This is a genomic window from Bartonella sp. MM73XJBT, from assembly GCF_028618465.1.
In the GTDB taxonomy this organism is placed as follows: Bacteria; Pseudomonadota; Alphaproteobacteria; order Rhizobiales; family Rhizobiaceae; genus Bartonella.
This window is the reverse complement of record NZ_JAQISY010000093.1, coordinates 1-1,842: the sequence shown is the minus strand read 5'-3', so window position 1 is coordinate 1,842 and position 1,842 is coordinate 1. Positions and strand designations below refer to the sequence as shown.

General features: G+C 37.9%; 2 protein-coding genes. Both read left to right on the top strand.

The features are described 5' to 3' along the window. Window positions 1–154 precede the first annotated feature (154 nt). Window positions 155–886, top strand: coding sequence for a hypothetical protein (locus tag PVV69_RS09735; protein ID WP_273757340.1), 732 nt, complete (start codon window positions 155–157; stop codon window positions 884–886). A gap of 79 nt (window positions 887–965) precedes the next feature. Then, window positions 966–1,835, top strand: a complete 870-nt coding sequence (locus PVV69_RS09730; protein WP_273757339.1) for a hypothetical protein — start codon at window positions 966–968, stop codon at window positions 1,833–1,835. The last annotated feature ends 7 nt before the right edge of the window (window positions 1,836–1,842 follow it).

Here is a 1,842-nt window from a genome sequence, read left to right as displayed (position 1 = left end):
AAGGACGTGTACGAACCCCTGTAAGAATAAGCAAGCGCAAAGCTAAATGTGTCATTGTTATCGTTTTACTGAGTGTCTGATAAAAAGCAGGAACAACACCCGGCGCCTTTATGGGCTGTCAATTGAAAACAATATTAACATCAAGGATTTAGTTATGACAAATATAGCAAAAAACACCTCCGTTATTTCTTCTATTTCAAATGAAACCGCATCTAATAATAAACAAGAGCCTGCAAAAAAATATGAATTTACCAATGAAAGTTTCACTTTTGATGGGATTACTTTACACCGTATACGTGCTTTAAGGGATTTTGATGATGTAAAGGCGGGGGACCTCGGGGGCTTTATCGAAAATGAAAGCAACCTCTCTCATGATGGCAATTGCTGGGTATATGATAATGCCGCGGTTCTTTTGAATGCAACTGTTTATGAGAATGCTAAAATCTATAATGAAGCTAAAATCTTTAGAGGTGCAAAGATTTATGGCAAGGCTATCGTAAATGGCAAGGCTTTGGTTTTTGATAAAAGCGCTCATATTTATGAAAACGCAAAAATTCATGATAACGCTAGGGTCTGTGGGCAAGTTTATGGCAATGCCGTGATTAGTGATAATGCTACTATTGCTAATGATGCCTATGTTTATGACAATGCCCATGTCTTTTGTAATGCTTGGATTAAGAATTGTTCAAGTATCTATGGGAATGCTAAAGTTTCTGGCTCGGCGCGTGTTGGTTGCTTTGTAAGAATTTATGATGATGCCCATGTGTATGGTAAATCAAATATTGATCATCACGTGCAAATCTATGGCAATGCTGTTGTAAATAGCCGTGCAAAAATTCGTCATGATATTTGTGATGATGATCAGTCATTAAAAGACGCTGCTTAAATAAGCGCGGGCGTCGCGGGGGCGCCCTTCTTTAAACATCTCATTTAAAAATCTAATCTCTTTATAAAGGAATTGTGCTATGCAAAAAAAGTTTGCACTCACAAATGAAACGCGTGTATTCGATAACAAAATTCTTTACCGTATTAAAGCATTAAGAGACTTTGCTGATGTCAAGGCTGGTGACCTTGGTGGCTTTATTGAAAATGAAAGCAATCTCTCTCATGATGGCAATTGCTGGGTTTATGATAATGCTCTTGTTTTAAATTCTGCCTATATTTATGAAAACGCTAAGGTTTCTGATAAGGCTATTATTATGGGCTTTGTTTATGGCAATGCGCATATTTGTGATCGTGCCCGCGTGTATGCAAATGCTCATGTTTATGACAATGCGCATCTTTCTTATAATGCTTGGGTTTATGATGATGCTTGTGCCTATGGTCATGCCCGTGTTTATGAAAATGCAAAAATACGTCATTATTCTCAAATCTGTGGTCAAGTCTATGGGAATTGTGAAATCTATGGCAAGGCTTTCATCTCTCAATATGCAAAAGTTTATGACCATGCTTGTGTCTATGGCAATGCTCATGTTTATGATTATGCGCATGTTTCTTATGATGCTACGGTTTTTGGTTATGCAAGGGTCTATGGTCGTGCCATTGTTGCTGGCTCGGCTCATATTCATAGCTATGCTGAGGTTTATAATTATGCCTTTATTAATGGTCGTGCCAAAATTTATGGCAAGGTCTATGGCGGTGCTTTGGTGGGCGGTTGTGCTGAAATTTATGGCTCTGTTTTTGGCAATGCCAAGGTTTTATTCTATACGAAGGTCTGGGGTCGCGCTTATGGCAATGCCAAATTAAACAAGCAAAGCAAAGTAAAGTTGGTACCAAAAAATTGCGAAGTTTATGAAAATGATCATATCGTAAAGATTGTTAATAAAACAGAATAAAGAGCGG

Bases quoted from the DNA above. Each gene is read 5' to 3' on its own strand.
- PVV69_RS09730 (WP_273757339.1), top strand. From the start codon at position 966: ATGCAAAAAAAGTTTGCACTCACAAATGAAACGCGTGTATTCGATAAC.
- PVV69_RS09735 (WP_273757340.1), top strand. From the start codon at position 155: ATGACAAATATAGCAAAAAACACCTCCGTTATTTCTTCTATTTCAAAT.